The sequence below is a fragment of the Sutterella wadsworthensis 2_1_59BFAA genome, from assembly GCF_000297775.1.
Taxonomy (GTDB): domain Bacteria; phylum Pseudomonadota; class Gammaproteobacteria; order Burkholderiales; family Burkholderiaceae_F; genus Sutterella; species Sutterella wadsworthensis_A.
Window position 1 is genome coordinate 136425 of record NZ_JH815513.1, and the last position, 22273, is coordinate 158697.

The window sequence follows — 22273 nt, forward strand, 5'->3', positions numbered from 1 at the left end:
TTCTTACGAGAATTGCGTTTGGTGTTCGTGTTCATTGGATGCACCCGTTTGGCGGGCTCCGATTATCCCATGGACACAAAATTTCTGACGCTCTCACCTTGACCGTCATCGGACCCGTCGAATACGTATGCACGGGATCAATTTTGCCGTCGATGAGGAGACCGGTTGACATACCATCGGCACGATCATTGACAAAATTGATGGTCGCGTCCTTACCAATGACCTTGCCAAAGGTCATGCCGGACGACTGAATGGTCACATCGGTTTGTCCATCCAGCGTAATATCCCTGCCGTCCCAACGACCAAGGTTATTTCCAAGATAGCTCTCAACAACAAATGTCTTTCCGCTGTCGGCCTCGGTGAAATGACCAAGATCAGCAGCAAGCGCCGAGCCCGCTGCCATCGCGCCAATGGCCGCAACTGTCACAGCTGCAGTCTTGCCAGACTGCACTGACGAAGTTACTTCATTGACAACCATCAAGGCTCCGCGAACCTTGTTGAAAACAACTTTGAATGTCGAATTCATTACAGTTACCTCAAAACAGTGAAACGAATTAAATCGGGATTGAAGAAAGGCTTCAAGGAGAGTTTTGAGGATTAAGATGGTCTCATAGGGAGGTAGAAACCCTAATATCGCTTTATCGAGCAATTGACAACTACACGAAATAGCCTACAGCACAATCCTTTCGACGAGATCTCAAAAGATACGCAAAAGTTGTCTATACACGTAAACCTTTTTTGATGGTTGTGGTTGGATTGCAACAGTGTCCTTTGAAAATCGGCGTTTGGCATCACAGCTGTCCAAGAAGCATTCTCTTCTTGGTGCGACATCCGGGCAGTTGGTCGCAAGCTCAAGCATGCTTGAAAAAGGCTGAGGATCTGATTGTGGAGAGGCAGCAGACGATGGAGCGTAATCAGGGCGAGAGGCGAGTGTCTTTGTAGGGGACTCAAGATGCTCCAAGTGGAGCTCGACAGGATCAGAGTCTCAGCAGTGATCAGCGCCGGCGAAACTGCCGCGAGTCGACCACTTTTTCAGGAACCTTGTCGAAAAGTTCAGGAAGGTTGATCAATGAATCTTCCAACCGAATGATGGACATGCATGACGGCGCCGTCAGCCTCGGTTCACGTGCTCGGTGATCCGATCGCCAGACCAACCCCGGGCAAGCCATGGGGAAACGAATCAGCATGAGTGAAAAAAGACCGGGAGCGGATCCCGGTCCTGTGCATGGACCCCGTGCTGGTCAGCGGCCTTCAAGCCTTCGCTTCGCCTTGCCCGCGAGTCCCGTCATCCAGGAGAACTCGGCCTCGTGCGCGGCTCGGAAGCGCTCGATCTCGTCCATGTCGCGCAGCGTGGCGGCGATCATGTCAAGGCCTTCCATGAGCATGGTGCGGTGTCTCGGCGCGACCTCGAAGGACCAGACGCCGTCGCCCGCACGGATTTCCTGCGCGACCAGGTCGACCGTGAGCTCGACGGGCGTCGTGTCGGAGAGCGCGGCCATGATCGCCGCAGCGTCCTCGGGGCTGACGCGGCAGGCGAGGAGACCGTTGTTGAAGCAATTCGAGTAGAAGATCTCGCCGAAGCCCGATGCGATGACGGCTCGGATGCCCATCTGCATCAGGCCCCAGACGGCGTGCTCGCGGCTCGAGCCGCAGCCGAAGTTCGGACCCGCGCAGATAATCGCGGTCTTTTCGAATCCGGGCCTGTTGAAGACGCAGTCGGCTCTGGGCGAGCCGTCGGGATTGCAGCGCATGTTGAAGAAGACGCCGCGGGCGAGCCCCGACTTGTCGATGCCGCGCAGGAACTGCTTGGGCATGATCTGGTCGGTGTCGCAGTTGTCGATCGGAAGCGGTGCGGCGACGGCCGTGAGCGTGGTCAGCTTTTCCATTGCAATGCTCCTTCTCAAAGACGGCGCCAGTCGGTGAACCTGCCCGTCACGGCCGCAGCTGCGGCCATCTGAGGGCTCACGAGGTGCGTGCGGGCGCCTCGCCCCTGACGGCCCTCGAAGTTGCGGTTCGTGGTGGAGGCGCAGCGCACGCCCGCCTCCAGAATGTCGTCGTTCATGCAGAGGCAGAGCGAACAGCCGCTCTTTCGCCACTCGAAGCCCGCGTCGCGGAAGATCTGCGCGATGCCCTCCTCTTCCGCCTGGCGGCGCACCTCCATGGAACCCGGCACCACCTGTGCGCGGACGCCCGGCGCCACATGCCGCCCCCTGAGGATCCCGGCTGCGGCGCGAAGATCCGCAAGACGCGCATTGGTGCAGGAGCCGATGAAGACGTGCTGCACGGGAACGTCTTCCATCGTCATGCCGGGCTCAAGTCCCTGATAGGCGAGCCCGCGACGGGCGGCTGCGCGCGCAATCGGATCCGCGAAGGATTCGGGTTCGGGAATCGGCTCGTCAATCGCCGTGCACTGGTCGGGACTTGTGCCCCAGGTGACCATCGGCCTGACGCTCGAAGCGTCGATCGTCACCGTGCGGTCGTAGACGGCGCCTTCGTCGGGCGCGAGCGTCCGCCAGAAGCTGCGGGCGGCCTCAAGCTCCTCTCCCGCAAGATCGGGCACATGGGCCTCGACCCACGCAGTCGTCTTCTCGTCGGGCGCGATCAGGGCGCCTCGGGCGCCCGCCTCGACCGTGAGGTTGCAGAGCGTCATGCGGCCCTCGATCGAAAGCGCATCGACCGCACTGCCCTGATACTCGACCACATGTCCGAGCGCACCGCGGGCGCTGATCGTGCGAAGCACCGTGAGCGCCAGATCCTTGGCCGTGCTGCCCTCGGGCAGCTCGCCGTCGATGCGGATCAGCATCGTCTTCGCCAGACGATAGACGAGCGTCTGCGTCGCAAGAATGTGCTCGATTTCAGAGGTTCCGATCCCGAATCCGAGGGCGCCGAGCGCCCCGTGGGTCGTGGTGTGACTGTCGCCGCAGATGACGACCATGCCGGGACGCACGAGTCCCTGCTCTGCCACCACGACGTGCTCGATGCCCTGATGCGGGTCATTCGCGCCGTAGAAGGCGTCGATGCCGTTGCGGCGGCAGTTGGCCTCAAGCGTTTCGGCCTGACGCAGCGAGGCCGCGTCGGCAATGACGCGCGGCGTGACGTCCGCGCTCGGAATGATGTGGTCCACGACGCAGAGGTGCGCGTCGGGAACGGGCGCCTTCACGCCTCGCTCGACGAGGCCCGCAAACGCCTGCGGGCTCGTGTATTCGTTCGCAAAATGCAGATCGACATAGAGCAGCACGGTGTTCGCGTCGATCGCGCGCACCACGTGCTTGTCGAGAATCTTCCGGTACAGAGTTCGGGCCATCGGGACTTCTCCAAACATCATCCGCCTCAGGGCCTGAGGAGAGGCGGCTCATTTGTAGAAAATTTTACACCCAAATATAGATTTTCATATAGAAATTGTCCCCTGCCCGATGTTGCAATCCGAATCCGCCGGCCCTCGGATTTCGAAGGCGGCGTTCAGCGCACGAGCTCGTAGGGCCACTGGATGACGCCGAGGAAGTTGCGCACGTCGCGGTAGCCGCTCGCCGCCATGATCCTGCCGCCGATGTTGCTGCGTCGGCCCGAGCGGCAGTAGATGAGGACGGTCTTGTCGAGATCGGGGCATTCGGGAAGCGTGCGGCCCATGCGGATTTCGCCCAGAGGGACGTTGATGGCGCCGGGCACGTGGCCCGTGGCGAACTCCGAGGGCTCGCGCACGTCGAGGATGACGACGTCGCCGTCGTCCATCATGGCTCTGGCTTCCTCGGGAGTGATGGTCGAGAAGCCTTCGGAATTGCGATCGTCCATATCGAACCTCCTGAATGTATTTTTCATAAAGAATCGGCACGCTCCGTGCGTGCCGGATGCGTGCCGATTTTAGCGCAGGCTCGGGCTGCTTCAGTCGTCGGAGCCCGCCGCCTTCACCGCGGTCTTGGCGGCCGCGGCCTTCGCGTCGAGTGCGTCAAGATATTCGGGTGTGATGTCGCCCGTGACGTAGCGGCCGTCGAAGCACGAGCAGTCGAAGGACTCGACCGACGGGTTCATGTCGCAGAGCACCTTGTTGAGGTCCTCGACGGGCGGGTAGATCACGGCGTCGGCGCCGAGGATCTTCGCGACCTCCTCGGCGCTCTTGCCGTCGCCGCAGAGCAGTTCGGAGCGCGTCGGCATGTCGATGCCGTAGACGTTCGGGAACATGACGCGAGGGGCGGACGAGGCCACGAAGACCTTGACGGCGCCGGCCTCGCGGGCCATGCGCACGATTTCGGTCATGGTCGTGCCGCGCACGATGGAGTCGTCGACGAGCAGGACGCTCTTGCCCTCGAACTCGACGGGCATGGCGTTGAGCTTCTGGCGCACGCTCTTCTTGCGGACCGTCTGGCCGGGCATGATGAAGGTACGGCCCATGTAGCGGTTCTTGATGAAGCCTTCGCGATACGGCAGTCCGAGCACCTGGGCGAGCTGCTGGGCGCACGGGCGGGCGCTGTCGGGAATCGGCATCACGACGTCGATGTCCTTGAGGTCGACGGCCTCCCTCACGTGGTCGGCGAGGATCTCGCCCAGACGCAGGCGGGCGGCGTAGACGTTGATGCCGTCGATCGTGGAGTCGGGACGGGCGAAGTAGACGAACTCGAAGGCGCACGGATGAAGCGAGGGCTCGTCGGCGCACTGCGAGAACGAGACGTTGCCCTCGAGGTCGATCCACATGGCCTCGCCCGGCTTAAGGTCACGCTCGGTCTTGAAGCCCAGGCCGATCATCGTCACGGACTCGGAGCTCACCATGTACTCCGTGAAGCCGTTCTCAAGCTTGTTGGAGCCCCAGCAGATCGGACGAATGCCGCAGGGATCGCGGAAGGCGAGCATGCCCTTGCCCGCGATCACGGCGACGCAGGCGTAGGAGCCGCGAACACGGCGGTGCAGCGCGCGAACCGCGTCGAAGACGGCCGTCTTCGTCAGCCGCCGGCCCTCGCTCGTGGCGCGGGAGAGCTCGGAGGCGAGCACGTTGAGAAGAACCTCGGAGTCGCTCGTCGTGTTGAGGTGGCGGCGGTCCGTGTCGTAGAGTTCGCGGCGCAGGTCGTCCGCGTTCGTCAGGTTGCCGTTGTGCGCGAACGCAATGCCGAACGGCGCGTTCACGTAGAAGGGCTGGCATTCGTCAGGCGACGTCGCGTTGCCCTGAGTCGGGTAGCGGACGTGGCCAATGCCGATGCTGCCCGTCAGGTCGCGCATGTTGCGCGTACGGAAGACGTCACGCACGAGGTCGAGCCCCTTGAAGAAGTGAAACTGAAGGCCGTCGAGTGTCGCAATGCCGGCGGCGTCCTGGCCGCGGTGTTGCAAGAGGTGAAGCGCGTCATAGACACGCTGGTTGACCGGCGTGTCGGACATCAGGCCGATAATCCCGCACATGATGCTTGTTTTTCCTTTAGCCCGTGCCGCACCAACGAGGGATCGGCGGCAGGCTGTGATTGAGGAGAGTTGAGAGAAAAAAGTCGTCTAAAAACGACCAAGGGGACCATGCATGTGCAAGGTCCCCTTGATGAAATTCGTCACAATCCCGTCACCTTCGTGCCTCTGAGCGCCCGAATCCACTCGGGCATGTAGGGCATCGACCACTCGATCACGGTCTCGGCAGGTCCGATCATGACGGACTGCTGCCACATGCGGCTTGAGCTGAGCGACTGCGACAGCCCGAAGAAGAACACGCAGGCGGCCACAACGATGATGCCGCGCACGAAGCCGAATGCCGCGCCGAGGATGCGGTCCTCGAAGGTGAGTGCAGCCACCTCGAGCATCTTGCGCAGAATGAAGCCGAAGAGCCCGACGACGAAGAGGCAGGCCACAAGAATCAGAACGGCCGCAATGATCACGCGCGGAATGTAGCCGATGCTATCGAGCGGAACGCGGTCGGCGATTTCACCCGCGAAGCTCATGCTCAGCATGAAGCCGGCCACCCAGCCGACGATCGAGAGCACTTCGCGGATGACGCCGCGCATGATGCCCACCACCGTCGAAAGAACGAGCAGGGCACAGATGATCCAGTCGATTTCAGTCATCTTGAAAAAGGCTGCAGAATTGATGAAGCCGTTACTATAGCAGGAATGGGGGCGGGCGTTCGGGATATCCCGCCCCTCAGGCGTTTACGAGCCGGCGGGCGCCTAGGGATTGTTGCCGACGATGAGCTGGCCCGTGTGGCCGTCGAGCACAAGCGTACCCTGAACGCCACGGGCCTCGTCGCGGGTCGCGTAGTTGCCCACGCGCACGCGCCAGAGCGTGCCCGCCTTCTGGCTCACCGAAACCTTGTAGGCCGGATAGCCCTTGGCGGAAAGCTCCCTGACGAGCTTTTCGGCATTGCGCTCGCTGCTCGTCGCGAGCACCTGAACGTAGAAGCCCTTGCCGTCCGTGGCGGAGCTCTTCTTCGCAGGCTTTTCCTCGGCCTTCTTGGGCTCGGGCCTGGCGGCGGGCGCAGGCGCGGGTTTGGCGGCCTCGGCCTTGGGCGCGGGCTCCGTCTTCACGGGCTGGCGAGCCTCGTTGGCAAGGTTGGCTCTGGAGGTGGACTGCTCCGCGGCGGCGCCGTTGGCCGTCACGTCGACGTCGCCCGAACTGCCGGGCAGGGCGTTGAGCGTCGTCCTCGCCGTTTCGGGCACGGCCGGAATCTCGGTCGAGACGGGCGGCTTGACGTCCTGCTCCCTGTCGAGCAAAAGCGGCGAGACGACGATGACGCCGAGCATCAGGGCGGCGGCACCCACGAGCCTGTAGCGGGTGCGCTGGCGCTGGACAAGGATCTCCTCGTCGGGCACGTCGTCCTCGACCTCGTCGGAAAGCGGCGCGGCCTTCCTCTTCATGAATCCGAACGCAGGCATCCTGAGACGCTTCTTCCCCGTCGGCTCCTCGTCCCCTGCGGGCGCGGCGGCCTCGGGTTCGGGCGCGGGACGCCGCGGCGCCTCGGGCGAAGGCGCACTGCCGATTTCGCCGATCACGAGACGGGTCTCGGGCGCGGCATCCGCCGCGCGGGGCGCGAGGCGCGGCTCGATCTTGGCCGCAGGCTGCGGAGCCTTCGGCTCGACGAACAGGGAGCCGCGCGGCGCAGACTCGGGAGCGGGTGCAACAGGGTCCGCAGATGCTGCGGGCGCCGCGGGAGAGCAAACGGGAGTCTGAACAGACTCCGGAACGGGCTCGGCAGCGCGTTCGGGCTCGACGAGCGGCTTTTCCTCGCCCACGACGTTGAAGGCCGGCGGATCCTCGCGGACATCCCAGGGGGAGGGCTCTCCGCCTTCGCCTCCGAGCTGAGGCTCGATGCGGGGCGCTTCGGCGGCCTGTTCGGCCGGCTTCTCTTTTTTGAACGGATTGGGAAACTGCATGGCGTGTGGCCCCTCAGGTGGTGTTGGGTCTTCCGGTCCTTCGCTGCATCAGCGAGCGATGCCTTCCCCTGCGAAGACTTCGAGCGCGGCGGTCACGGTGACGAAGGAGCCGAATACGACGATTCTAACAGCCTGTTCCGCGCCCGATTCTGCGCCGCCTGCAATTTTTACGGCGCTCTCGCGCGCGGCGGCGAGCGCCTGCGCAACGTCGGCGTGCTCGTGGATGCGGCCGGGCTCGACGCCCGCCGTAAGCATAGCTTCGTGCAGCTGTGCTGCGGTGGCGGCGCGCGGCCCCGTGAGGGAGGCGACGTGCCACTCGTCGAAGGCGTCGGCAAGAATGTGCGTCACGCCCGCCATGTCCTTGTCGGCGAGCATGCCGCAGACGGCGATCGTATGTTCGCCGGGCCTGCGGCTTCGGACGACGTTGGTGAGAAGCACCTCGGCCGCCTGCGGATTGTGACCGACGTCGATGACGGTGGGCACGGGATCGGTGGTGATGAGTTCGAAGCGGGCCGTCAGGCGGACCTGGCGCAGACCCGTGCGGATGTCGTCGAGCGTGACGGGCACGCGGTCCATCAGGGAGGCGATGACGGAGAGGACGCCGCCCGCATTGCGGTACTGGTTGACGCCGGCGAGCGCGGGCTCGGGCAGGTCCTCGAAGAGCGTCGCGCCCTGAGCGAACGTAAACGTGCCGTTCTCCTTCACCGTCACCGTCCAGTCCTCGCCCGCGAAGAGTCGCTTCGCGCCGATCTGCTCGACATGATTCCTCACCGTGGCGGGCACGTCGGCGTCGGCGCAGACGGCGGGGCAGCCCGGACGGTAGATGTGAGCCTTCTCGAGGCCGATCGCCTCGCGCGTGTTGCCGAGGAAGGCGACGTGGTCGATGCCGATCGTCGAGATGACGGCGGCGTTGGAGTCGATCGTGTTGATGGCGTCAAGACGGCCGCCGAGCCCGATCTCGAGGATCACGACGTCGAGCTCGTCCTCGCGGAAGATCCTGAGGATGGCGAGCGCCGTGTATTCGAAGTAGGAGAGCGTCATGTCGCCGCGGGCCTTCTCGACCGCGCGGAAGGCGTCCATGAGGCGTTCGTCGTCTACTTCGCGCCCGTTGACTACGCAGCGCTCGTTGAGGCGGATGAGGTGCGGCGAGGTGTGCATGCCGGTTGTGTAGCCCGCCGCGCGGTAGATGCTCTCGAGCATCGCGCAGGTCGAGCCCTTGCCGTTCGTGCCGCCCACGGTAATGACGGTTCGGGACGAGAAGTCGAGCCCCATGCGCTCGACCATGGTCTTCATGCGATCGAGTCCGAGGTCGATGGGCTTCGAGTGCAGCACTTCGATGTGCGTGAGCCACGCGTCAAGGGTCTTGGCATCAAACATGAAAGGGAATCTCCAGTCTGGAAAATGGAAAAGCCGTCCGAACGATGCGTCCTGCGCTCGTCTCGGGCGGCTCGAAAATGCGTGCGGGTCGGGAGAGCCGTGCGTCAGGCGCCCGCCACGGGCGGCCTGCGCATCAGGTGTTGCGTGAGGCAGGAGATGCGCGAGCGCATCTCGCGGCGGTCGACGATCATGTCGATCTGGCCCTTGGCAAGCAGGAACTCGGCGCGCTGGAAGCCCTCGGGGAGCTTTTCACGCACGGTCTGCTCGATGACGCGCGGGCCCGCAAAGCCCACGAGGGCCTTGGGTTCGGCGATCACGACGTCGCCCATGAAAGCGAACGAGGCGGAGACGCCGCCCATCGTCGGGTCGGTGAGCACCGAAATGAAGGGGAGCCCGGCCTTGTGCAGACGCGTGATGGCGGCCGTCGTCTTGGCCATCTGCATGAGGGAGAGAAGGCCCTCCTGCATGCGGGCGCCGCCCGAAGCCGCGAAGCACACGAAGGGCGCGTGCAGGCGGATCGCCTCGTCGACGGCGCGGGAGAAGCGCTCGCCGACGACGCTGCCCATGGAGCCCGCCTGGAAGCGGAACTCAAAGGCCGTCGCGACGATCGGCTGGCTGCGCAACGTACCCGACATCGCGATGAGCGCGTCGGTTTCGCCCGAGGCCGCCTCGGCCGCGGCGATGCGCTTCGGATACGGCTTGCTGTCGACGAAGCCGAGCGGGTCCACGCTGCGCACGTTGGCGGCGATTTCGACGGCGCTCTCGGGATCAAGGAAGGCGAGAAGGCGCTGGCGGGCGCCGATACGGTGATGGTAGCCGCACTTCGGGCAGACCTGAAGGCTGGCGCGGAGCTCTTCCGTGTAAAGCGGCTGCTCGCAGCCCGGACACTTGGTCCAGACGCCTTCGGGAATCGGACTCGGCTTGCGCTCGTTGTCGTCCTCGCGCTTGATCTTGGGGAGAATGTGCGTAATCCAGCTCATAAGCTCTTCATTTCAGGTTCGTCCGCTCCCTGCCGTGCGACGGCGGGGACGGACCGTTTCAAAACTGCGCCAATTATATCGCCCGGGAGGAATCCCAAAGGCGCGCCCCGCATCGGCTTCACGGATTAGCGGAAGGATGCTCGGGATCCTCCCAGCCGAAGGGACTCGGCCCCGCGGCGGGGATGGACGGATCCTCGTAGCCCACGCCCATCAGGTATAGGCCGTTCGGGCTGAAGGTGGGCGCGGCCGCGGCGCGGCTGCGCGCCTTGAGGACCTCCTCGACCCACTCGGGCTTCTCGCGGCCCGTGCCCACGTAGATGAGCGTGCCCACGATGTTGCGCACCATGTGCTGCAGGAAGGCATTGGCCTCGATGCGCACGCCGATGAGGCGGCCGCGGCGCTCAAGCTCGAGGCGGCGGATCGTACGCACGGGACCCGAGGCCTGGCACTCGGAGGCGCGGAAGCTCGTGAAGTCGTGCTCGCCCACGAGGCAGGCGGCACCCTCGCGCATGCGCTCGACGTCGAGCGGGCGGAAGACCCAGCCCGTCAGATCGTCGAGAATGGGAGAGCGCACGGGATCGTTGTAAATCCAGTACTCGTAGGTGCGCGAGCGTGCGGAGAAGCGCGCGTGGAAGTCGTCGTCGACGAGCCTTGCCCAGCGCACGGCGACGCCGGGCGGCAGGTACGTGTTGAGGCCGCGCACCCAGCTGCGCTCGGGGCGGTCGGCCTGCGTCTCAATGCTCACCACCTGCTGCATGGCGTGCACGCCCGTATCCGTGCGACCCGCGCACATCGTCGGCGTCTTCACCTGCAGGAAGGTCTCAAGCGCATCCTCAAGCGCCTGCTGCACGGACGGGCAGTCGGGCTGGATCTGCCAGCCGTTGAAGCCCGTGCCGCGATATTCAATGCCAAGCGCTATCTTCACTTCGGATCCGTCTGAGTCTTGATGCGTTCTTCAAGGACTTCGGCGCGATGGCGAAGCTCGTCGCCGCCGCGGCGCTTCACTTCCTGGAGAAGCTCGAGGGCCTCGTCCACGGCGCCGAGGCTCACGAAGCTCGTGGCGAGCTTGAGCTTGGCGTCAAGCGCCTTGGCAAGCGCACGTTCCTTGTCGGTTTCGGGTTCCGCGGGCTCGGGCTGTTCTGCGGGCTTCTGCTCCGCGGGAGCAGGCGTGGCAGCTGCAGGAGCGGCGGCGGGGGCGGAAGTCTGAGCGGGGGCGACCGCATCGTCAAGCTCCAGCGAGACGCCCTCGAGAACGGCGGCAGCCTGCCTGGAGGCGCCGAGCACGGGGCCCTTCTCCTCTTCGTCAAGCGGCGGCAGCTCGTCGTCATCGGGCTCGAGCCACGGCTGGTCAGCCGGGGCCCCGGTTCCTTCGGACTTCAGAGCCTTTTCGGAATTCCGGGTCTCGTTCTTCTGCGCCATGGCGTAGGCCATCGCGCCCGCGCCCATGGCGCCGGCGGTCGTGCCGTTCTTCACGGCTTCGTCAACGGTCGTGCTGACGGCCTTGAGCTGGGCTTCGGAGGTTGGCGGGACATCCTTCTGAATCTGGACGGCAACGGGCTTCTTCTCCTCGACGGGATCTTCCTCACGCTTGCGCGAGCGAAGGCCGAGGAAGGCGAGAAGCGCCAGAACGAGGGCGCCGACGCCCCAGAAGAGCAAGTTGTTCGTGCCGCCGGAGCCTGCGGCATCAGCCGGCCGGGCGGGCGCCTCGGTCTTGACGGGCTCGACCTTGGGCGCATCGGCGGCGGGCTCTGCCGGCTTGGCGGACTCGGCGGGCTTTTCAGCGGCCGCAGCTTCTGCGGCTGCAGCCTTCTCCGCGGCCTCTTCGGCGGCCTTTGCTTCGGCACGCGCCTCAGCGGCTTCGGCCTCTTCCCTGACGGCCTCGGCCTTCTCCTCCTCAAGGGCCTGCTGGCCCGCCTCGGCGACGACCTCGGGGGCCTTGCCTGCGGTGCGCTCGCGGTCCTGAGCATCGGCCACCTTCGCGGCGGCCTCGCCGGAGAGCCGTTGGGCGTCAATCAGATTCTGCGTGGGGCCGGGAATGGCCGTGTCCGCACCGTGCACTTCGTGGAAGGCGGCGACGGGATCAATGGCGAGGACCTCCTCGACCGTCGGCGGATTGAGGACGGAACGGACCTCGAGCCTGCCCGGATCGCCTTCCTTGAAGGCGGTGCGGTTGAGGTTTCGGAATGCGATGACGAGCTGCTCGAGCGTGGCGCCGCGGTAGCTCGGCCAGTAGAGCAAGGCGACGGACCAGAGGGTCATGTCCTGCTGCACGTGGAAGGCCTGCGAAGCGTCGAAACCGTTGAGCGCCACGTATTCCTTGACGACGTTGGGCGCATAGCGGCCTTTGCGGCGGATCTTCCCCTGCTTCTCGGCAGAGGCGGCGGAGACTTCCTTCTGCGAGGCGGCAGCCGTCTTCACGGCGAGCGCTGCGGCCCCGGATTCGGCCTTGGATTCGGACTTCGTCTCGGCCTTGCCCTCCTTCTTCGCCTCCTGATTGTCCTGAGCGGCCTCAGGCTCTCTGGGCACGACAAGCGGCTCGGGGGAGAGGCGGCGGGGCTCGCCCTTGACGGTGGTGCGTTCGGCCGAAGGTGTCACGACGAATGAGCCGTCCTTCGTCTGCACTTCATAGGCGCGGACGGTGACGGTGCCGCCTGCGTTCATCTCCATGAGAAGCGGGAAGCTGCCTGACTGAAGAGCCTGCTCGCCGTAGAGGCGCAGGCGCACGGTGCCGTTGCTGCCGTCGCGCGCAAGCTTGAGGTCCTGAACCTGGGAAGGCCAGTTCACGCCTTCGCGCAGGTAGGTGGCGGGAGGCGCCACGCGAACGAGTAGCGGAGAGATCGTCAGATCGAGGTCGTTGATCTCCAACAGGGCCTCAAGGGGCTCACCCGGCTTGCTTTCGACAGTCAGGTCGCCGAGCGAGACGGCCTGCGCCGAAACGGCGAAGCCGAGGATTGCAAGCGCCGTTGCGCCCGCCAGCATGCTTTTTCTGAACATCAGTCAATTCCGAACAGGCCCGCGAAGCCCGTCGGGCGTTTCGCGGAGTCATGAATAACCTGTTGATAATACCGCATGGAACCGTGCGAGCGGAAATACGCATTTTCCGCAGGGCGAGCCCGTGCGGCACCCGCTTCAGGCCTGAAAAAAGCCGCCGTGCCCGCGGGCGACGGCGGCTTCGGGAAGCCGTTTCAGGATACTCAGGCGCGCTTTCTGAAGGCAGCCCAGTACATGAGGACGAGAACGACGCCCGCGATGGTGTTGCCGACCGTGGCGGCAGAGAGGTTCTTGACGATGTTCTCGATCGTGATCACGTCGAGCGGCACGCCCTCGGGCGCGTAGCCCGAAAGCTTGAGGACGAAGGCGAGCGGCAGGAAGTACATGTTCGCCACGCAGTGCTCGAAGCCCAGCGCCACGAAGGCGGAGACGGGAAGCACGACGCCCACGGCCTTGTCGACGACGGTGCGGCCCGCATAGCCCACCCAGACGCCGAGGCACACGAGCAGGTTGCAGAGGATGCCCTTGATCATGATCGTCGTCCAGTCGGCGGAAAGCTTGCCGACGGCGATGCTCATCATGCCTTTGGCCATGGGACCCGTGTCGGCCACGTGCGCGAAGTAGACGAGCGTGACGAGCGCGAGGGCCCCGACGAAGTTGCCGAGCCAGACGCGCACCCAGTTCATGACCGCCGCGCCCCAGCTGATGCGGCCGTCGACGGCCGCACCCGCGAGCATGGTATTGCCCGTGTAGAGCTCGGCACCTGCGACGAGCACGAGGTAGAGGCCGAGCGAGAAGACGGCACCGCCCATGAACTTCTGCACTGCGAAGGGAAGCGTGGAGTCGCTCATGAAGAGCGTGCAGAAGAGCCCGCCGAGCCCGATATAGAAGCCGGCGAGTACGGTGAGGGGCAGCTGGGTGCGCAGATCCATGCTGCTTTTGGTTACCCCGAGGCCGAGCACCTTTTCGGTGATTTCCTTCGGGGTGAGTGCGTCGGGACGCAGTGCGCTGTTGTCGGTCATGGGAAGCTCCGGAATGTTTGAATAACTGTGGGCGAGGCCCGTTTGGAAAGCGTCCTCGGACGAGGCGTCGTTTTCCAAACCGGCCGCAGCTTCTGGCTCGGAGGAGCCTGACCTGAAACGGCGGAATCAAAGGAACGGACATTGTATTGAAGTTTTCGCGCCCCTTCGGGCGACTACTTCCAATTTTCGCCGAAAGATGTATTCACTTTTTTCCGCGCCCGTCTTCCGAAAACGACGAAGGCTTCGAGAGCGCCTGTTTCCTGGGCTCTCGAAGCCTTCTGCGTGATGCGTTTCGGACGAATCAGCTCGTCTGAACCTCGTCTTCGGGCGTGCCCACGAGGTCGTACTCCTCGCTGCCCGTGATGCGGACCTTCACGAAGTCGCCCGGCTTGTAGGGCGTGAGGGTCTCGACATAGCACTTGCCGTCGATCTCGGGAGAGTCGGCCTTCGTGCGACCGATGGCAAGACCTGCCTCGTCGTCGTACTCGTCGATGATGACCTCCTCGACGGTGCCGATCTTGGCGCGGAGCTTCTCGGCCGAGATCTCGGCCTGAACCTCCATGAAGCGGTTGCGGCGCTCCTCGCGAACCTCGTCGGGCAGCGCACCGGGGAGCCGGTTGGCCTGGGCGCCCTCGACGGGCGAATAGGCGAAGCAGCCCACGCGGTCAAGCCTGGCCTCGCGCAGGAAGTCGAGCAGGTACTCGAACTCCTCTTCGGTCTCGCCGGGGAAGCCCGCGATGAAGGTCGAGCGGATCGTGATGTCGGGGCAGACCGCACGCCAGGCGGCAATGCGCTCGAGGTTCTTCTCGGCGCTCGCGGGGCGCTTCATGGCCTTGAGCACGCGCGGGTGCGCATGCTGGAACGGCACGTCGAGATACGGCAGGATCAGGCCCTCGGCCATGAGCGGCACGATCTCGTCGACGGACGGATACGGATAGACGTAGTGCAGGCGCGTCCAGACGCCGAGCTCGCCCAGGCCCCTGCAGAGGTCGAGCAGATGCGTGCGCAGCGGCGGATTGGCGCGCAGATCGAGCGCGTAGCGGCGGTCGACGCCGTAGGCGGCCGTGTCCTGGCTGATGACGAGGAGCTCCTTGACGCCCGCGTCGACGAGGTTGCGGGCCTCGCGGATCACTTCGCCCGCAGGACGGCTCACGAGGCCGCCGCGCAGGTTCGGGATGACGCAGAACGTGCAGTGGTGATTGCACCCCTCGCTGATCTTGAGGTAGGCGTAGTGCTTGGGCGTGAGGCGCACGCCGCAGGCGGGCACCAGATCGCCCCAGGGCTCGTGGGGACGCGGCAGATGGGTCTCGACCATCGCGATGACGTCATCGACGGAGTCGGGGCCCGTGACGCCGAGCACCTTCGGGCAGTGGTTCAACACGTAGTTGCTGCCGTCGGCCTCCTTGCGGCCGCCGAGGCAGCCGCAGACGATGACGCGGCCGTTTTCGGCGAGCGCCTCGGTGATGGCGTCAAGGCTTTCCCTGACGGCCTCGTTGACGAAGCCGCAGGTGTTGACGATCACGATGTCGGCGTCGTGGTAGCTCGTGCCGATGCGGTAGCCTCGGGCGCGGAGCTCGGTGACGATCCGCTCCGTATCGACGAGGGCCTTGGGGCAGCCGAGGGAAACGAAGCCGACGACGGGAATCTTGTGGGACATGGGAGTCTGAACCTGTAAAAGCGGTTGTTCGGCGGGACCGGGAGATCAGGCCTCTTCGGGCTTGATCCAGATCATCGCGGCGTGGCGGCCGGACTTCTCGCCGTCACGGCGGAAGCTGTAGAAGCGGCGCGGATGCGAATAGGTGGAGAGGCCGCAGTCGAAGACGTCGTCCTCGGAGACGCCCTCGGCGGCGAGCGCCATTTTTGCGAGCAAGGCGAGGTCGCACATCAGGCGGTCGCCTTCGCCCTGCGTGAAGGCGCGGTCGGCTTCGGGGAGACCGGCGAGCATCGCCTCGCGAACGTCCGGGCCGACCTCGAAGGCCTCGGGACCAATGCGCGGGGCGAGCCAGGCGACGAAACCCGTGCTTTCGGGGGCGCGTTCGCGCATGACGCGGATCGTCTTCCCGATGATGCCGGCGGCAAGGCTCTTCCAGCCCGCATGGACGGCGGCGACGACCGTGCCCTCACGGTTGGCGAGGAGCACGGGCAGGCAGTCGGCGGTCATGATCGTGCAGACGACGCCCGGCTTCGTGGAGACGGAGGCATCGGCCTCGGGTTCGCCTTCGGCCGTGTCGGCGTCGACGACCTCGGTGCCGTGCACCTGCCTGAGCCACACGGGATCGGACGGCACGAGCTGCGCGACGATGGAGCGGTTCATGCGCACACAGGCGCCGAAGTCGCCCGTATGCGGGGCGACGTTGAGGCCCATGATGCCTTCGGCGTTGCCGTAGGCGCCGCTCGAGACGCCGCCGTCGCGGCACGTGAAGAGCGCGTCGACCGAAGCCGGGGCGCGGTCCTTCCAGGCGGGCTGCAGAATGTCGAGTCCGGGTTTCGTCAGTTCCATGACCTTCCTCCTATATCTTGTGGTGCCTGCTTCAGAGGCGTTCGTTCTCAAAGACCCTGACCGGGACGTTCCAGGGGCCGAAGCCGAGTTCGTCCATCAGATCGATCATGTCGTCCTCGGGCGGCACGAACCACTCCATGTACTCGCCCGTGACCGGATGGTCGAGGCCGAGGCGGGAGGCATGCAGCGCCTGGCGGTGGAAGTCGAGCTCGTTCTCGACCTTGACCGTGAGGCCGGGCGCGCGGCCGCGGTAGACCTGGTCGCCGATGAGCGGCAGGTCCTCGCTCGTGAGGTGGACGCGGATCTGGTGCGTGCGGCCCGTGTCGAGGCGGCAGGCGACCCAGGAGACGGGCAGGCCCTCGATGGAGCTCCAGCCCACGCAGCGGGCACGAGTGCGTGCCGGCTTGGCGCGCACGCCCGTGCTGCCGGGGAAGCACTTGAAGCGGGTGCGGCTGCGCGGATCGCGGCCGATCGGCGTCTCGACGACGAAGTCGGGCGCGGCGGAGCCGAGCGTGAAGGCCCAGTACTCGCGCTTGACGGTGCGCTCCTGAAGCTGGCGCACGAGGTTCGTCTGGGCGGCAAGCGTGCGGGCGACGACCATGAGGCCGGTCGTGTCGCGGTCGAGGCGGTGGACGATGCCCGCACGGGGCACCTCGCGGAGCTCGGGATAGCGCCACAGCAGGCCGTTGAGCAGCGTGCCGCAGGGGTTGCCCGCGCCCGGATGCACGACGAGACCGGCGGGCTTGTTGACGACGACGATCGCATCGTCCTCGTAGACCACGTCGAACTCCACGTCCTCCTCGGGCGTGAAGGCGAGCGCCTCGTCAAGATGGGGCTCCTCGAGCAGCGAGATCTCGTCGCCCTCGGTGACCTTCTGGCGCACCTTCTGGACGACCTCGCCGTTCACCTCGACGCTTCCCTCCTCGATGAGCTTCTGCAGACGAGCTCGGGAAACATCGGGCATCAGGGTGGCGAGAACCTTGTCAAGGCGTTCTCCCCAGAACCCTTCCACCGTGAAACTTGGTAAAGTGTCATCATCGGCGCCGTTCCCGGCATCGGGGAGGTCGTTATAATCCGAAAGTTCAGAATTTTCGCAACTGCTTGTCATGAATTTCAAGTTTCCTAATAAGCGCCTCGCCGCGAGGCTGATGGCCGTGACGGCCATCACGCTGGCGACCGCCTCCTGCTCCTGGCTCGAATCCCTCGACAAGGATCCGACGGCGGACTGGTCGGCCGACAAATTGTATACCGAGGCCCGAGCCGCTCTTGAAGAGAGCAACTGGACCGATGCAAAAGACTATTACACCAAGCTCGAGGCTCGCTATCCGTTTGGAACCTATGCACAGCAGGCCCAGATCGAGCTGATCTACGCGAACTGGAAGGACGGCGACGCCGCCCAGGCCGTTCAGGGTGCGGACCGCTTCCTGCAGGCCTATCCGAACCACGCCAACAGCGACTACGTCATGTACCTGAAGGCGCTTGCGACCCTCAATGAAAACGACGGCTGGTTCGCGAAGCTCGCCGCGCAGGACCTTGCCGAGCGCGACGCCAATGCCGCCCAAGAAGCCTTCGACATCCTCAAGGAGCTCGCCCTGCGCTTCCCCGACAGCCGCTACGCGCCCGAAGCGCGCCGCCGCATGCACCAGCTCGTGCTGGCTCAGGCAAAGCATGAACTTGGAGTTGCAGAATACTACTACGTTCGACACGCTTATGTCGCGGCCATCCAGCACGCGCAGCGAGTCGTGAGCGAATTCCAGAACACGCCCATGCGCGACGACGCTCTTGAGATCATCGCGAACTCCTACGACAAGCTTGAAATGCACGACCTCGCCGCCGACACGCGCAGGGTCCTCGAGCTCAACAAGGGCAAGACCGTCAAGGTCCGCCGCTGAGTCGGGCTCTGATTTCCGCTCGCAAAGAGGAGGCTTCCTGAAGGAGGTCTCCTTTTTTTGTTTACCACCCTCCTTTTCTTGATCAGGATCAAGTCAAGGACAATCTCCTCGAAAAATTCCACAAACGATATTGAGAACCATTCTCAATTCATGCACAATACATTCAACGACAGCGAAACGCCGCCGCCTCCATCCAAGGACAACGGGGGTCGTCCGGAGCGGACGGCGAGGAAAGGAACCAAGCGCCTTCCCGCAAAGCGGGGCAATCTCCACCCGCACGCTGTTGGGGGTCTGAGAAGGGCCGGATGCGTGCAACGCGCATCCGGCCCTGTTTTTATCCTGCTCTCGTGCAGAAGGCACCCTGCTGTGAGCGCCCTGCTGCGGGCGTCCTACTTTGAGAGCCTTGCGGCCACCTCGGCGCCGCGCTTCATGCTCACAGGCGCGAGCGCCAGAAGGGAGAGCACGAAGAAGAGGCCCGTGAAGAGGATGGCCATCCTGTGGTCGTTGCCGGTGATCCAGGTGATGGCGCCGTAGGAAAGCGGGCCGACGATGGCAGCAAGCCACAGCGCCATGTTCCAGAAGCTGTAGAACTCGGCCAGGCGCGAGCTCGGCGCGAAGACCGCGACCATGGCTCGGCCTGCGGACTGGGACGAGCCCATGGCGAGGCCCGCGAGATTGGCGGCGACCCAGAACTGCCAGCGCTCGGTCGAGAAGGCGGCGACGGCGATCATCGCGATCCAGACGCAGAGCGTGCCCGCGAGCGCGAGCTTGTGGCCGATGCGGTCCTGCACGTAGCCGAAGGCGAAGGCGCCGACGGCGGCCGTGATGTTCACGAGGAAGACCATGAGGAGCGTGTCCTCGGTCTTGAACCCCATGACGGCGGCGGCATAGACGGCCGAGAGCGTGATGACGACGGAGACGCCGCACTGATAGAGGAACCCGCAGACGGAAAGCCAGGCAAAGTCGCGGAAGTCGCCGAGCGAGCCGAGCGTGCGGCGCAGCTCCGCAAAGCTCTCCGAGGCGGCGCTCCTGACGGCCTCGCGGTCCGCAGCATCAAGACGCGGCACGCTCCTCTCCTTGAGGAAGAGGAAGATCGGAAGCGCGGCGGCCGCGAAGACGAAGGCCGTCACGGCCATCGTGCCCGCCACGGTCTGGTCCATCCCGTAGCCGAGCTTCTCGCCGCCGAGCACCACGCCCAGACAGAGGCCGAGCGTAAGGATGCCGCCGCAGTAGCCGAAGCTCCAGCCCCAGCCCGAAACCTTGCCCACGGCGTCCTCACGGGCGAGCTCGGGCAGGAAGGCCGAGTTGAGGGACTCGCCCACGTTGTAGGCGACGTTGCTCACGATGATCATGAGGGAGGCCCAGACGATCGTGCCCGGTCCCGCGAACATGAGGCCGAGCGTGCCGCCCACGGCCATGAAGGTCGCGACGGCGAGCCAGCGCTTCTTCGTGGCGGTCGCGTCGGCCACCGTGCCGATGACGGGCATCAGCAGCATGCTCACCGCATTGCTCACCGCGATGACGACGGTCCAGAGGAACGTCGCCGAGGGGGCGTCGCCCGCCACCACGCTCACGAAGTAGGCGTTGAAGACGGCCGTGAGCACCACGGTCGTGTAGCCCGAATTGGCAAAGTCGAATGCGGCCCAGGACCAGACCTCGCGCATCGCGACGCCGTCCTTGAGAGCGGACCGGGAGAAAAACGGCATGTGGTTCTCCTCCTTATCGCGCGGTTCGTCCGCGCATGACCAGCATGTTGAGATGCGCCATCACGCTTCGCGCAAGGCTTCTGACGGCGTAACCGCCCTCGAGCACGCTCACGAGACGCCCCTCGCAGAGGACGTCGGCCGCATCGAGCAGCCTGCGCGTGATGCGCGCGTAGTCGAGCTCCTTCACCTTGAGCTGTGCCATCTGCTCCTCGACGTGGGCGTCGAAGCCCGCCGAGACGAAGATGATGTCGGGCCTGAAGGCCTCGAGCTGCGGCAGCCAGACGTTCTCGAGGATGTCGGTGAAGACCGCGCCGTCGGCGCCTGCGGCAACGGGACTGACGACGACGTTCTTGGGCGTGGGCTCCATCATGCGGTGCGGATAGAGCGGCCACTGGAAAAGCGACATGAAGCGGATGTCGGGATGGTTCGCGACGATCTCCTCGGTGCCGTCTCCGTGGTGCGCGTCAAAGTCGACGATCGCGACGCGTCTCGCGCCGTGGCGGCGCATCGCCCAGTAGGCGCCGATCGCCACGTTGTTGAGGTAGCAGAAGCCGCGAGCCTCGGCGCGCGCCGCATGGTGTCCCGGCGGGCGCACGCCGCAGAAGGCGTTCTTGATGCGGCCCGCATAGAGCTCGTCGACCGCCTCGACCACCGCGCCCGCACTCTTCATTGCGGCGTCGAAGGTGTCGGGACCGACGCGCGTGTCGGGCGCGTCGAAGGTCGCAAGCGCGGCGGGATCGCCCGCCGAAGCGGCCTCGAGGCGCCTGACGTACTCGAGGTCGTGCGCGAGGATCACGGACTCAATCGGCGCGGGCTTCGCATAGTGAACCCTGACGAGGGCGTCCATCCCGAGGGCGAGCATGTTGCGCTCGATGACGTCGAGCCTCTCGGGGCGCTCGGGGGCCTCGGGAAGCGGGTTGGGCACGGCGATGCGGTCGTGCGTGAAGTAGCCCGTGAGCGGGCGAACGTCCGTTTGATTGATCATCTGCAATGGCCTGTTCTTGTTATTGGCGGCGTTCATGCGGGCTGCCCGCCCGCGCAGTCCGCGCGGGCCTGAGGGAGGCGCCCCATGACGGAAAGCGTACCACAGGCGGCCCACCCGAAAAAGAGACCGCTCGGGAACGGGCCCCGCAGCTTCGACGCCTCCGAGGCGCACTGCACGTGCGACGCCTCTCCCGCAGGCATCCCGCCGTCAATTTGTGCCATCCTGAAACACGGCCCCGCGCCGGTGAGGCCCGTCGGGCGAGCCTTGCTACAATGCCTCAGGTCACCCATCCACCGCACAACCTTCATGACGACACGATCCCGACTCCGCATGACGATCTACGCGACCGCCTGCGCCGCCTGCATGGCGGCCTGCGCCTGCGCGCTCGCCGCGGATGCGCCCGCCAATACGGCGAAGGCGCCCCAGTCGACCGTCTCGCCCTCCGCATCCTGCTATCTCGCCCGGCCCGACGTCGTCGAATTTCTGGGCCAGATCTCGGAAAAGCACGGAATTCCGCTCGAGTGGCTCAAGGACGAGGTGGCCGTCGCCCGCTACTCGGAAACGGCCGAGCGCCTGATGACGCCCAAGCCCGGCATCAGAAAGCCCGGCTCCGACGTCGTCAAGTCGCCCTTCAGGAACTACCTCGCCTACGCACGCGGCTTCCTCACGCAGGAACGCATCCTGCGCGGGCGCGAGTTCATCGAGCGCAACGCCGCCATCTTCGACGAAATTGAAATGAAGAGCGGCGTCTCCCGCTACGTCATCACCGCCGTCATCGGCGTCGAGACCTTCTACGGCCGCAACATGGGCCGCTACCGCGTGCTCGACAGCCTGATGACGCTCTCCTTCGACTACACGCGCCGCGCCGCCTTCTTCAAGGAGGAGCTCGCGCACTTCCTCGAGTTCTGCTGGCGTCAGGAAGTCCAGCCCGTCACCGTGCTCGGTAGCTTCGCGGGCGCCATCGGCTACGGTCAGTTCATGCCGAGCTCGCTCGACCGCTGGGGCGCCGACGGCGACAAGGACGGCAGGATCGACATGGTCGAGAGCGAACCCGACGCCATCGCCTCCGTCGCCAGATTCCTCACAGCCCACGGCTGGGTCGCGGGCCGCGGACTCCTCTACCCCGTCAGGGCCGACGCCGAGATCTTCGACGCGACGGGCTCGGGCGGCATCGCCGCACACGCCACCGTCGAGGGACTGCGCAAGGCGGGCGTCGACACGGGAGAGCACTTCCCGCTCCTCGACGACGAGCCCGTCCTACTCGTCGACCTGCCGCAGCTCGACGAAAAGGGCCGGCGCACCACGAAGTGGTACATCGGCACCCGCAACTTCTCCTCGGTCCTGCGTTACAACCGCAGCTACTTCTATGCGGCCGCCGTCGCCATGCTCGCCAACCGCATCGCGGGCATCGACGAGCCCTGACGCCTCCTGCGCGCACCCGCTCGCGCCCGAGGCGAAGCATTTGCTATATTTCCCTCGATGATTT

General features: G+C 65.1%; 19 protein-coding genes. 2 read left to right on the top strand and 17 right to left on the bottom strand.

All coding sequences use genetic code 11. The annotated features are described in order from the left end of the window. Positions 1-31: 31 nt before the first annotated feature. The 15 genes from HMPREF9465_RS00525 to HMPREF9465_RS00595 all read right to left on the bottom strand — a co-directional run bounded on the left by HMPREF9465_RS00525 (position 32) and on the right by HMPREF9465_RS00595 (position 17216). Complete coding sequence (locus HMPREF9465_RS00525; protein WP_005433080.1) at positions 32-526, bottom strand: ESPR domain-containing protein; 495 nt, start codon at positions 524-526, stop codon at positions 32-34. Between the two features lie 715 nt (positions 527-1241). Continuing rightward, complete coding sequence (gene leuD / locus HMPREF9465_RS00530) at positions 1242-1886, bottom strand: 3-isopropylmalate dehydratase small subunit (RefSeq protein WP_005433082.1); 645 nt, start codon at positions 1884-1886, stop codon at positions 1242-1244. Between the two features lie 14 nt (positions 1887-1900). After that, positions 1901-3304 carry a 3-isopropylmalate dehydratase large subunit gene (gene leuC / locus HMPREF9465_RS00535; RefSeq protein ID WP_147645186.1) on the bottom strand — a complete coding sequence of 468 codons (1404 nt, stop codon included), beginning with the start codon at positions 3302-3304 and terminating at the stop codon, positions 1901-1903. Between the two features lie 155 nt (positions 3305-3459). Beyond that, positions 3460-3789 (bottom strand): rhodanese-like domain-containing protein, encoded by a 330-nt coding sequence (locus HMPREF9465_RS00540; RefSeq protein ID WP_005433089.1) that lies wholly within the window; start codon positions 3787-3789, stop codon positions 3460-3462. Between the two features lie 90 nt (positions 3790-3879). Further along, complete coding sequence (purF, locus tag HMPREF9465_RS00545) at positions 3880-5382, bottom strand: amidophosphoribosyltransferase (protein WP_005433091.1); 1503 nt, start codon at positions 5380-5382, stop codon at positions 3880-3882. A gap of 140 nt (positions 5383-5522) precedes the next feature. Then, positions 5523-6029, bottom strand: a complete 507-nt coding sequence (locus tag HMPREF9465_RS00550) for a CvpA family protein (protein ID WP_005433093.1) — start codon at positions 6027-6029, stop codon at positions 5523-5525. 102 nt (positions 6030-6131) lie between these two features. Continuing rightward, positions 6132-7334, bottom strand: a complete 1203-nt coding sequence (locus HMPREF9465_RS00555) for an SPOR domain-containing protein (protein WP_005433095.1) — start codon at positions 7332-7334, stop codon at positions 6132-6134. Between the two features lie 48 nt (positions 7335-7382). Beyond that, a complete protein-coding gene (locus HMPREF9465_RS00560) occupies positions 7383-8711 on the bottom strand; it encodes a bifunctional folylpolyglutamate synthase/dihydrofolate synthase (protein WP_005433097.1) in 1329 nt (442 codons plus the stop codon). Positions 8712-8815: 104 nt separating this feature from the next. Further along, positions 8816-9691, bottom strand: coding sequence for an acetyl-CoA carboxylase, carboxyltransferase subunit beta (accD, locus tag HMPREF9465_RS00565; RefSeq protein ID WP_005433098.1), 876 nt, complete (start codon positions 9689-9691; stop codon positions 8816-8818). Positions 9692-9809: 118 nt separating this feature from the next. Then, complete coding sequence (gene truA / locus HMPREF9465_RS00570; RefSeq protein WP_005433100.1) at positions 9810-10616, bottom strand: tRNA pseudouridine(38-40) synthase TruA; 807 nt, start codon at positions 10614-10616, stop codon at positions 9810-9812. Then, positions 10613-12685 carry a hypothetical protein gene (locus HMPREF9465_RS00575; RefSeq protein ID WP_005433102.1) on the bottom strand — a complete coding sequence of 691 codons (2073 nt, stop codon included), beginning with the start codon at positions 12683-12685 and terminating at the stop codon, positions 10613-10615. Before HMPREF9465_RS00575 ends, truA begins: the two co-directional genes overlap by 4 nt. A gap of 200 nt (positions 12686-12885) precedes the next feature. After that, entirely contained in the window at positions 12886-13704 is an 819-nt protein-coding gene (locus tag HMPREF9465_RS00580; RefSeq protein ID WP_005433104.1) for a formate/nitrite transporter family protein, read from the bottom strand. Positions 13705-14005: 301 nt separating this feature from the next. Continuing rightward, positions 14006-15361, bottom strand: coding sequence for a 30S ribosomal protein S12 methylthiotransferase RimO (rimO, locus tag HMPREF9465_RS00585; RefSeq protein ID WP_005433106.1), 1356 nt, complete (start codon positions 15359-15361; stop codon positions 14006-14008). Positions 15362-15406: 45 nt separating this feature from the next. Next, entirely contained in the window at positions 15407-16204 is a 798-nt protein-coding gene (pgeF, locus tag HMPREF9465_RS00590) for a peptidoglycan editing factor PgeF (RefSeq protein ID WP_005433108.1), read from the bottom strand. A gap of 31 nt (positions 16205-16235) precedes the next feature. Then, entirely contained in the window at positions 16236-17216 is a 981-nt protein-coding gene (locus HMPREF9465_RS00595; RefSeq protein ID WP_231289319.1) for an RluA family pseudouridine synthase, read from the bottom strand. Between the two features lie 94 nt (positions 17217-17310). On the opposite strand from HMPREF9465_RS00595, the gene HMPREF9465_RS00600 reads away from it, so the two are divergent. After that, entirely contained in the window at positions 17311-18096 is a 786-nt protein-coding gene (locus HMPREF9465_RS00600; RefSeq protein ID WP_051008945.1) for an outer membrane protein assembly factor BamD, read from the top strand. A 389-nt stretch (positions 18097-18485) separates the two neighbouring features. Here the strand turns inward: HMPREF9465_RS00600 and HMPREF9465_RS00605 are convergent, their stop codons facing one another. Together HMPREF9465_RS00605 and HMPREF9465_RS00610 are read right to left on the bottom strand one after the other, a co-directional pair. Beyond that, positions 18486-19802 carry an MFS transporter gene (locus HMPREF9465_RS00605; protein WP_005433115.1) on the bottom strand — a complete coding sequence of 439 codons (1317 nt, stop codon included), beginning with the start codon at positions 19800-19802 and terminating at the stop codon, positions 18486-18488. A 13-nt stretch (positions 19803-19815) separates the two neighbouring features. Beyond that, on the bottom strand, positions 19816-20787 hold the full coding sequence (locus tag HMPREF9465_RS00610) for a histone deacetylase family protein (RefSeq protein WP_038006140.1): 972 nt from the start codon (positions 20785-20787) through the stop codon (positions 19816-19818). 306 nt (positions 20788-21093) lie between these two features. On the opposite strand from HMPREF9465_RS00610, the gene HMPREF9465_RS00620 reads away from it, so the two are divergent. Continuing rightward, positions 21094-22209: a lytic murein transglycosylase gene (locus HMPREF9465_RS00620; RefSeq protein WP_196793836.1), complete on the top strand. Its 1116-nt coding sequence runs from the start codon at positions 21094-21096 to the stop codon at positions 22207-22209. The last annotated feature ends 64 nt before the right edge of the window (positions 22210-22273 follow it).

Excerpts from the sequence above, each read along its gene's own strand:
- HMPREF9465_RS00525 (WP_005433080.1), bottom strand. The coding sequence starts at position 526 with ATGAATTCGACATTCAAAGTTGTTTTCAACAAGGTTCGCGGAGCCTTG.
- leuD (WP_005433082.1), bottom strand. The coding sequence starts at position 1,886 with ATGGAAAAGCTGACCACGCTCACGGCCGTCGCCGCACCGCTTCCGATC.
- leuC (WP_147645186.1), bottom strand. The coding sequence starts at position 3,304 with ATGGCCCGAACTCTGTACCGGAAGATTCTCGACAAGCACGTGGTGCGC.
- HMPREF9465_RS00540 (WP_005433089.1), bottom strand. The coding sequence starts at position 3,789 with ATGGACGATCGCAATTCCGAAGGCTTCTCGACCATCACTCCCGAGGAA.
- purF (WP_005433091.1), bottom strand. The coding sequence starts at position 5,382 with ATGTGCGGGATTATCGGCCTGATGTCCGACACGCCGGTCAACCAGCGT.
- HMPREF9465_RS00550 (WP_005433093.1), bottom strand. The coding sequence starts at position 6,029 with ATGACTGAAATCGACTGGATCATCTGTGCCCTGCTCGTTCTTTCGACG.
- HMPREF9465_RS00555 (WP_005433095.1), bottom strand. The coding sequence starts at position 7,334 with ATGCAGTTTCCCAATCCGTTCAAAAAAGAGAAGCCGGCCGAACAGGCC.
- HMPREF9465_RS00560 (WP_005433097.1), bottom strand. The coding sequence starts at position 8,711 with ATGTTTGATGCCAAGACCCTTGACGCGTGGCTCACGCACATCGAAGTG.
- accD (WP_005433098.1), bottom strand. The coding sequence starts at position 9,691 with ATGAGCTGGATTACGCACATTCTCCCCAAGATCAAGCGCGAGGACGAC.
- HMPREF9465_RS00575 (WP_005433102.1), bottom strand. The coding sequence starts at position 12,685 with ATGTTCAGAAAAAGCATGCTGGCGGGCGCAACGGCGCTTGCAATCCTC.
- HMPREF9465_RS00580 (WP_005433104.1), bottom strand. The coding sequence starts at position 13,704 with ATGACCGACAACAGCGCACTGCGTCCCGACGCACTCACCCCGAAGGAA.
- rimO (WP_005433106.1), bottom strand. The coding sequence starts at position 15,361 with ATGTCCCACAAGATTCCCGTCGTCGGCTTCGTTTCCCTCGGCTGCCCC.
- pgeF (WP_005433108.1), bottom strand. The coding sequence starts at position 16,204 with ATGGAACTGACGAAACCCGGACTCGACATTCTGCAGCCCGCCTGGAAG.
- HMPREF9465_RS00600 (WP_051008945.1), top strand. The coding sequence starts at position 17,311 with ATGAATTTCAAGTTTCCTAATAAGCGCCTCGCCGCGAGGCTGATGGCC.
- HMPREF9465_RS00605 (WP_005433115.1), bottom strand. The coding sequence starts at position 19,802 with ATGCCGTTTTTCTCCCGGTCCGCTCTCAAGGACGGCGTCGCGATGCGC.
- HMPREF9465_RS00610 (WP_038006140.1), bottom strand. The coding sequence starts at position 20,787 with ATGATCAATCAAACGGACGTTCGCCCGCTCACGGGCTACTTCACGCAC.
- HMPREF9465_RS00620 (WP_196793836.1), top strand. The coding sequence starts at position 21,094 with ATGACGACACGATCCCGACTCCGCATGACGATCTACGCGACCGCCTGC.